An 8598-nucleotide genomic window follows, 5' to 3' on the forward strand; every position below is an offset into this window, starting at 1 on the left:
CTCGAAACCGATTTCGAGAACACCATCCATAAAGAACATAGCGAAAGTCCCCCCCGATGCACTCCCTGGAAATCGACTGCCAAACAGTCAAACAGAAACTCGACAACAACCATCCCTTTGTACTGCTCGACTGCCGGGAGCAGGATGAATATAACCTCGTCAATATTTCGGAATCACAATTACTGCCGATGAGTGAAATTCAGCAGCGGGTTTCCGAATTGGACGAACATCGTGCGGCTGAAATTATTGTCTACTGTCATCACGGCATGCGGAGTCTGCAAGTCACAACCTGGTTACAGCAGGAAGGTTTCACAAACGTAAAAAGTATGCAAGGGGGCATCGATGCCTGGTCCTGTCAAATTGACGATTCGAAAACACGATATTGAACGGCAGTATGGCAGCGATAAAATCAGCTTGATATAATTTTTGAACAGCTTTGATAATTCCACCTTGATCTCTAATCTGGGAGTTGAGTATGTCATACGAGCAGGTTCTGTTTTTGTTTCCGGTAATGGCAGGCATGGTCTTCAGCAGTGCGACAAACAGCATCGCGGCCGAGAAACCACTGATTTTCATCTCGGCTTTTGCCCCGGGCGAAAAGGGGGCCATTCACGCTTATCAACTCAATCCGGAAACAGGAGCATTAAAACAGGTTGAGCGGACCGCCGATGTGGAACATCCCTTTTTCCTGGCCGTCTCACCGGATAACAAATACCTGTATTCCATTCATGCTCCTGGAAAATTCGGCGGCAAAGAAAATGAATTCGTGTCTGCCTTTGAGTTACAGGGGCGTACCGGAAAGCTCAAACTGTTGAATCGGCAATCCTCTCTGGGAACGGCATCTTGTTACCTGGATATCGACAAATCCGGCAAAGCGGTTATTGTTGCCAATTATACAACAGGCAGCGTCGCTTCACTGCCTGTTAATAAAGATGGATCTCTAGGAGAAGCGGCAACCTTCATTCAACATACCGGTTCCAGTGTGAATCCCGATCGCCAGAAAGAACCACACGCACATTGCAGCGTCATTAGTCCTGATCAAGAGTTTGTTTTCGCCGCCGATCTGGGCCTTGATAAAATCATGGCTTACCGGCTCGATTCCAAAACAGCCAAACTCACCCCCAGCCAGCAGCCTTTCGTCCGCACGATTCCCGGCGCCGGGCCGCGGCATCTGACGTTTCACCCCAATGGCAAACAACTCTACGTCATCAACGAGTTAACAAACTCGGTGACGGAATTTGACTATGATCCCAAAACCGGCATACTGATTGAGCAAGAGACCATTTCCACACTTCCCGAAGACTTCGAAGGCACGAGCTATTGTGCCGACCTGAAGATCACGCCTGATGGCCGTTTTCTCTACGGAACTAATCGGGGACACAACAGCATCGCCGCGTATCGGATCGACGACAACGGAAAATTGAGCCTGTTAGAAATTGACCCCAGTCTCGGCAAAGGGCCACAAAACCTAGCCATTACCGCCGATGGTAAATTTCTGCTCTGTGCCAATATGCCCGGCAATAATGTGATCGTGTTTAAAATTGACGATCAAAGTGGCAAGCTGACTCCCGTCGGAGATCCTGTTTCCATTCCCAGCCCGTCCTGCATTATGATTCGCTGAAGCAAAGAAAACAGCTACACAACGGAACTCAGGCAGACGGGTCGGCGTCTGCCTGTGAATTCGTTTCATCTTCGTCTTCGGGGAACTTGGAATCGTATTCGTCCATCAGCATCGACGGGCAAGTCTCTTCTTCATCACACTGTTTACAGACGATGTGAATTAGCTCAGGCCCTGCCAACTTCAACTGTTTCTCTTCACAAAACTGATAGAGCTCTTTTAAGTGCTTGCAAACCATTACGATACAATTCCTTTTTATGATGTGATCACTCAAGTCAACCGAACAGTATGACTTGTGATAAGGTTTGAGATGCTTCGGCCGTATTGTTGTTCTCCAATCCCTTCCGTTGCAAGAGCAAATCAGACAATTCCATCCTGATACAGTGGAATACAGCCTATTCAATAAGTTACAGAGTCTCAATAAGCAGCCCCTCTTTCCATAAAATTGATTCCCCTTGGTTGCTCCTTTTACCGGCCCGGGTTTAGGATAACGTTAATACGAAGACGAACTCCTTTTTAGATTTACAAACCTCATCACGATCTACGATCTATCACGCGCCCTGATCTCCGAAGCAAAATCATTTCTGAAGCAGGCTCAATATGAATTCTCCAGGCAATCAATGGACGTTTCTGCATGTCAACGACAGTCATATGGGCACCGCGCGCTCGTACCGGTTCCGACCAGCCATCAACAAACGCTGGGCAGCGATTAAACAACAGATATCTGAAATAGACGCTGACCTGCTGCTGCACGGCGGTGATCTGACTCGCGATGGCGACACACACGAATTCGAATATCAGCAGGCCCGCGAAGACTTGGACACGCTCCCCTTCCCTACGTTTGTCATTCCCGGCAATATGGATGTCGGCAACAAACATGCCTCACAAACAGGTGTCAAACTTCGCTGGGATCTAAAGGGATTAGGCTGGAACGACCCAGACCTGAATATGACGGCCAAACGCCTGGACCTGTTCAGCAATTATTTTGGGCCTTTACAATGGTCGTTTCTGCATCGCGACGTTCGCTTCACTGGATTCTATGCTGCCGTTGCAGGGACAGGACTGCCTCACGAAGCACGCTTCTGGCGAATGATGGAACAGCTACCCAACCTGCCTGCCGCAAAACACCATGTCGCCGTCATGCACTATTGGCCGTTTATGGAACACCCCAATGAACCGGCCTGGGATCTGACGGACGGTGATCAGTATGATAACTGGTATTTCTCGATTGATCCTCCCCATCGGAAACGTATGTGGGAGATTCTTAAAGCCTCGAATGTCGAAATTCTGTTTTGCGGTCATGTCCACACAGGACGTCCCGTGCAGCATATCGACGGAATTCGACTCTACCGCACGCAGGCTGCTGGTAACACCGGACAACTGTCGGAACGCTGGCCCGAAGCAGATACCCGTTTCGGTTTTCAACGCTGTGATGTCACAGACTCCGGAATCGACGTGACGTTCATTCCGGGACATGACCAGTGCAAAGAATTCGGTACCTTCGGCCCGCTGGGGCATCCCCCCATCGAAGAACGCGATTATTCTGTTGCCGAGGAACAACCGCCGATCCAGCCTGACACGGATTTATAAAAATGAGGAACAAACAGTGAAAGTATCAGTCTACATTGCCACCAGCCTGGATGGTTTTATCGCCCGCGAAAATGGCGACCTGGACTGGCTACCTGGCAGCGATGGCGCCGGTGATCCAACTGGAGAAGATTACGGATATCACGAATTCATGAACTCGGTCGATGTCCTGATCATGGGTCGTAATACTTTTGAAACGGTCCTGTCTTTCGGAATTGAATGGCCCTACAGCGAGAAGCGAGTGATCGTTCTCAGTAGCCAACCAGTTCAAATCCCGAGCGAATTACCTGACACGGTGGAATCGCCATCTCTTTCACCAGCCGATCTGATTCAGAAGCTTTCTGAAGACGGACACCAGCGCGCTTACATTGATGGCGGAAAAACGATTCAGAGTTTTCTCAATGCCGATTTGATTCAGGATCTGATCATCACTCGCATCCCCATCCTCATCGGCAGCGGCATCCCTTTATTTAGCCCTTTAGACAACGATCAAAAACTGCGGCACATCAATACCCACACATTTGAAAATGGATTTGTGCAAAGTAAATACGAGATTGAACGCTAAGGGGGCGTATCCGCATTTTTTAATTGGACGTGAAATCCGCGTGTTTCATCTTCCCCCTTGATTCATTCAGAAACTATAGTGATTCACAATGAAGACGCTTGTTAAACAAGGCCGGTTAAAACTCACTTCCCCGATTTTGATTCACAGGAAAGGAATTCACATGACGCTTCGATATACAATCCTCGCTATCACCTTATGCTTGCTTACACATACCACTTCTTTCGCCGCAGATGAACCGGCAGGTGCGGATACAGAGTTATTAAAAGCGGTCAAAAAACTGGACGAGGCATTCTCAAAACGGGACAAAGAGACGATTCGAAAAATGACCGATCCTCGGCACATATCGATTTCTCCCTCTTATCAGTTTTTCAATCAGGAAGATCAACTGAAATCCCTTCCCGAACTCAAACTGAGTCTTTTTAAAACAGGTGACAAAAAGATTATCCACACCACGCCCCGCTCCGCTTTAATCACTTACGAAGCCAATCTCGAAGGCACCTTCGAAGGTAAACAGCTCGCGAAACATGTGCAGATTGTTGAATGTTGGATCAAACGCAAAGGACAATGGATCGAAGTCTCGTATCAGGAAACACCTCTTCCTTAATCCTTCAAGGATTTAATTCCAGATCTGAAACAGGCAGTAAAACGTGTTCCCTTCGTCAAGAACCGGAATCACGATTTGCTGCCTTTTCATCCACCTATGCAGCGTCTCGTGCAACATAACCAGTTCTCGAAACAGTTATGTTTGATCTTTTTTTGCACGCTCAAAAAACCATGTACCGAGGAGAAATGTGCCCAAAACATGAGGACCTCGTGATTCCCAGCGTGTTCCCCAGTGGCTAATCTGACTGTGGTTGATTTTCCGCCTTCGCTTTGAGTGAAGCAATTCCGAGGCTGGATGCCACCAGAGATCCAAACCCCACGTTAAGAAAATGTCTTAGCGAGAACTTCCTTTTTGCATCTCCAGACAGATACGGTACAATCAAGGTTTGATCAAGGAGCCTGTTCTCATATGCCATTTTGAGGATTAATGTACTCAAAAAGCAAAACTTGCCAGATTCAGAGAATTCGTTGAAACGCTAAACCATGATTCGGGGTATCTCATTGAGAGTTCCTAAAGCCATCACAAAAAACTAAAACCGCTACTTGAAAAATGGATTTTAGATGAAAATTCCTGTTCGAATGCCGTTGATGTTGCTGCTGATCACCTCGACTTACTATTCTCTGATTTTCGCCTCAGAAGGACAGACCCCCAGGCCAAAACCAGGCTCGAATGTAGGGACGCTCCAGTTTAAAGACATTCGCTACCTGACACGCTCGCTGAGTGACTTCAAAGAGCAAAAGGCTTTCGTGCTGATTGCCTGCAATACTACCTGCCCTTTAGTGAAACGCTATCTGCCGAAGCTGAAACGCCTGGAACAGAAATACGGCTCGCAGGGAGTTCAGTTTATCGCTTTGCATACGGGTCCTTTCGACTCGATTCGTGAAATCGCCGAGTTCGGCATTGAGCAGAAAATCCCGTTCCCCAATGTCCAGGATATCAAAAGCCGTTCGATCGATGCGCTGGGGTTAGAACGAACTCCCGAGGTCGCTGTTCTGGATGCGCATTTCCAACTCCGCTATCGCGGCCGGATTGATAATCAATATCGCATCGGTGGCTCCCTTCCTCAACCGACACAAAATAATCTCGTTGATGCACTGGAAGCCGTTTTGAAAAACGAGCCGGTAAAAATACCGGAAACCAACGTCGATGGTTGCACGATTACGCCACATACTCCTAAACGGGCTGCGAAATTAGTGACCTACTATGATGACATTCAGCCTCTTATGAAAAAACATTGCGTAGACTGTCATCGTCCCCAGACAGAAGCTCCTTTTGCCTTAACGTCGCTCAAAGAAGTGCAAAACAATGGGGCGATGATTGCTGACGTCGTCGCGGATCAGCGCATGCCTCCCTGGTATGGAGCCACTGCCCATGCCGAGTTCGCCAACCACAGAAGCATGTCCCGCAAAGAACGTGCGCTCGTCGTCGACTGGTTCCAGGCAGGCATGCCCGCCGGAGAAGAACCAACCCAGCAAACTACAACCATTTCACCACAGGCTCGCAAAAAATGGATTATCGGCGAACCCGACCTGAAAATCAGTATGCTCGAAACGCATTCGCTACCAGCCGAGGGGTATATTCCCTATCGCTACACCGTGCTGCCCTTCGTCTTTCCGGAAGACACCTGGGTTTCCTCTATTGAAATCTTACCCGACAACCCGAACGTGGTGCATCACTGTAATATGGGCGCTGTCAGTCTCACAAGGAAATGGGACGAATCGAATTTCATTACTGGCAAAGTTCCCGGCTCCGGCCCTACGATGTTGCCCGATGGACTGGGGATTCTGATCCCAAAAGGGAGTGCCCTTGGATTGCAGATTCATTACACCTCAACAGGAAAGCCAGAGAAATGCAAAATTTCGGTTGGCTTTAAATACGTGCAAGGCAAAGTACAGAAACGCTACCGCTTCCTGATTATCAAGAACACGAAGTTCAAAATACCGCCTGGCGCTCCGCATCACGAAGTCAGTAATTCTAAAACCCTCGACCGCGATGCTCACGGGATCGGCTTATTTGCCCACATGCACTTGCGTGGCAAAGACCTTTCTTTCCTGGCCCATTACCCGGAGGGCAAAGACGAAACGCTACTTGTGATTCCGAACTATAATTTCGACTGGCAGATCGGTTATCTCTGGAAAGACCAGCGGAATTTCTTCCCCAAGGGAACCCGCGTGGAAGCGATCGCCCACTACGATAACTCGGCGTTCAATCCCTACAACCCCGATCCGACCGCCCGCGTCAGAAATGGTCCGCAGACCTACCACGAAATGATGTACGCGTTCTTCTTCTACACCTACGCCAACGAACAGCTGAATTTGGCAATTGATCCGAAAACGGGGCAGGCGATTAATTAGACAGGCTCCATATCCAAGAATAGCCATGCCCATTGATCTGACGATTGGTTTCTTTTGTAGAAAAGTGTATTATCACAATAAAATCAAACGTTGCTTGCAGTACAATTTCTAATTTGACTGAGTGAAAAGCGATTTCATGCGAGTCCTGTTTCTGATCTCCGGGAAAAAAGTCCCCTCATCCCGGTTTCGCGTTTTGAATTATCTGCCTTACCTGCGTAAGGCGGGGATCGAATGCACGGTACTTGCCAGTTACCCCGAAAAATATCATCACATCGGTTGGCTGGGCTATCGACTCAGCTATCTACTCAAACGTATCACCCGCTATCTGCATTTTTTTTATGCCTGCATGAAACGATTTGATATCGTATTCATCGAACGGGAACTCTTCGATCACAAGAGTTATAACCTGGAACTCCTGTTCATGGGGCGGCCCGGTAAAACAGTACTGGATATTGACGATGCGATTTTTCTCAGATATCCGGAGAAGTTTCGTGTACTAGCTGAGAAAGCAGATTTGCTCATCGTCGGGAACCAGAATTTGGTTGAGGAATCCCGAAAGCATAATAAGCAAGTTCGACTCCTGCCAACTTCTGTCATCGCTAGTAATTATCCGGTAAAAGATTACAGCCTGCCCCCATCAGATAAGCCGATCATAGGCTGGACCGGACTGGATACGAATATCCCCAACCTGAATCTCATTGTTAATGCACTAAATCGATTAGCCGAAACACATGAGTTTGTACTCTGTACCATCTCAGCGACGCCAGCCCCAATACAGAATCTACCCCTGACAAATATTGAAATTCGTCATATCGTCTGGAACCAGGAAACGGAATATCAGGATCTGGCAGCGTTTGATATTGGCATTATGCCTCTGAAAGATGACGAATGGTCGCGTTTTAAATGTGGGTTAAAACTGCTGCAGTACATGGCTCTGGGAATCCCGGCAGTCGCTTCCCCTGTGGGAGTGAATGCAGACATCATTGAACAGGGGCAGAACGGTTTTTGTGCCTGTAATGAGGAAGAATGGTATGAGTCTCTTCGACAGCTGCTGATCTCACACAAGCTACGAAAAACTCTAGGCCTGCAAGGCAGAAAAACTGTGGAAGCAAGCTTTGATGTCGCAGCGAATAGCCTGGTACTGAAACAGTACCTGGAACAGAGTGTGGATTCGAAACCAGGAAGTTAGTTCATTTTAAGGAATCTACTCCTTTAGGAGCGGCGTCACCAATTTGTCGAATTCGCGAACGACTGAGTCCCCATAAATTTGAACGAATTCTTTCAGTGTCCGTGCTTTCTGATCTTTTAAGTTTGGATCAGCACCTAATTCCAGCATTAACCGGGTTGTCTCAAATGATATTGGATGCCCTGTCTGAATGGCGCCATCAATGTCGATATCCAAAGCTTGAAAGATCGGCGGATAATCACAGGCAGTTCTTGTATTCAGTAAGTCTTTGTCTGCCATAAAAAGAGCACGAATTAAAGATTCATTTTGGTGCTCACAGGCATAATGCATCAATGACAATCCTGAATTTGGATGAGACCGATGGATATCTCCCCCTTCGGCTAAAAACTGTCGGAACTCATCGACTCCATTTTTGTCATCAATAGAGCATAACAGATCGCCATACTTCACGAGATTTCTTTCATCTTAAAATGAATCTGATTAGACAGACATGATTCATCAGTACGTAAAAAAGCCTTACTCTGACATTTCTGTCTGAGTAAGGCTTTCATATAGCAAAAGGTTGGTGGTCAAGTTTTAAGAGCTTCGTCCTAAAAAGGTTGTTGATAGGGCTGCTATTGATATACAGCCATCAATTATCCTTAGAAAGGAGGTGATCCAGCCGCAGGTTCCCCTACGGCTACC

General features: G+C 47.5%; 9 protein-coding genes. 7 read left to right on the forward strand and 2 right to left on the reverse strand.

Translation table 11 applies throughout. The annotated features are described in order from the left end of the window. Nucleotides 1-56 precede the first annotated feature (56 nt). A complete protein-coding gene (locus AAC022_RS02465; RefSeq protein WP_339727624.1) occupies nucleotides 57-386 on the forward strand; it encodes a rhodanese-like domain-containing protein in 330 nt (109 codons plus the stop codon). Nucleotides 387-475: 89 nt separating this feature from the next. After that, nucleotides 476-1621 carry a lactonase family protein gene (locus AAC022_RS02470; RefSeq protein WP_339727626.1) on the forward strand — a complete coding sequence of 382 codons (1146 nt, stop codon included), beginning with the start codon at nucleotides 476-478 and terminating at the stop codon, nucleotides 1619-1621. A 28-nt stretch (nucleotides 1622-1649) separates the two neighbouring features. Here AAC022_RS02470 and AAC022_RS02475 read toward each other — a convergent pair whose 3' ends face one another. Continuing rightward, a complete protein-coding gene (locus AAC022_RS02475; RefSeq protein ID WP_339727628.1) occupies nucleotides 1650-1856 on the reverse strand; it encodes a hypothetical protein in 207 nt (68 codons plus the stop codon). A gap of 362 nt (nucleotides 1857-2218) precedes the next feature. On the opposite strand from AAC022_RS02475, the gene AAC022_RS02480 reads away from it, so the two are divergent. The 5 genes from AAC022_RS02480 (at nucleotide 2219) to AAC022_RS02500 (ending at nucleotide 7917) form a co-directional block, all read left to right on the forward strand. Continuing rightward, nucleotides 2219-3208: a metallophosphoesterase gene (locus tag AAC022_RS02480; RefSeq protein ID WP_339727630.1), complete on the forward strand. Its 990-nt coding sequence runs from the start codon at nucleotides 2219-2221 to the stop codon at nucleotides 3206-3208. A gap of 16 nt (nucleotides 3209-3224) precedes the next feature. After that, on the forward strand, nucleotides 3225-3770 hold the full coding sequence (locus tag AAC022_RS02485) for a dihydrofolate reductase family protein (RefSeq protein WP_339727632.1): 546 nt from the start codon (nucleotides 3225-3227) through the stop codon (nucleotides 3768-3770). A 160-nt stretch (nucleotides 3771-3930) separates the two neighbouring features. Further along, nucleotides 3931-4374, forward strand: a complete 444-nt coding sequence (locus AAC022_RS02490; protein ID WP_339727634.1) for a nuclear transport factor 2 family protein — start codon at nucleotides 3931-3933, stop codon at nucleotides 4372-4374. Between the two features lie 560 nt (nucleotides 4375-4934). Continuing rightward, nucleotides 4935-6728: a redoxin domain-containing protein gene (locus tag AAC022_RS02495; RefSeq protein ID WP_339727636.1), complete on the forward strand. Its 1794-nt coding sequence runs from the start codon at nucleotides 4935-4937 to the stop codon at nucleotides 6726-6728. Between the two features lie 136 nt (nucleotides 6729-6864). After that, entirely contained in the window at nucleotides 6865-7917 is a 1053-nt protein-coding gene (locus AAC022_RS02500) for a glycosyltransferase family 4 protein (RefSeq protein ID WP_339727638.1), read from the forward strand. Between the two features lie 15 nt (nucleotides 7918-7932). Here AAC022_RS02500 and AAC022_RS02505 read toward each other — a convergent pair whose 3' ends face one another. Further along, nucleotides 7933-8364, reverse strand: a complete 432-nt coding sequence (locus AAC022_RS02505) for a hypothetical protein (RefSeq protein WP_339727640.1) — start codon at nucleotides 8362-8364, stop codon at nucleotides 7933-7935. Between the last annotated feature and the right edge of the window lie 234 nt (nucleotides 8365-8598).

The sequence above is a fragment of the uncultured Gimesia sp. genome, assembly GCF_963976445.1.
GTDB lineage: Bacteria > Planctomycetota > Planctomycetia > Planctomycetales > Planctomycetaceae > Gimesia.

Coding starts and splice junctions, on each gene's coding strand:
- AAC022_RS02465 (WP_339727624.1), top strand. CDS start 57: ATGCACTCCCTGGAAATCGACTGCCAAACAGTCAAACAGAAACTCGAC.
- AAC022_RS02470 (WP_339727626.1), top strand. CDS start 476: ATGTCATACGAGCAGGTTCTGTTTTTGTTTCCGGTAATGGCAGGCATG.
- AAC022_RS02475 (WP_339727628.1), bottom strand. CDS start 1,856: ATGGTTTGCAAGCACTTAAAAGAGCTCTATCAGTTTTGTGAAGAGAAA.
- AAC022_RS02480 (WP_339727630.1), top strand. CDS start 2,219: ATGAATTCTCCAGGCAATCAATGGACGTTTCTGCATGTCAACGACAGT.
- AAC022_RS02490 (WP_339727634.1), top strand. CDS start 3,931: ATGACGCTTCGATATACAATCCTCGCTATCACCTTATGCTTGCTTACA.
- AAC022_RS02495 (WP_339727636.1), top strand. CDS start 4,935: ATGAAAATTCCTGTTCGAATGCCGTTGATGTTGCTGCTGATCACCTCG.
- AAC022_RS02500 (WP_339727638.1), top strand. CDS start 6,865: ATGCGAGTCCTGTTTCTGATCTCCGGGAAAAAAGTCCCCTCATCCCGG.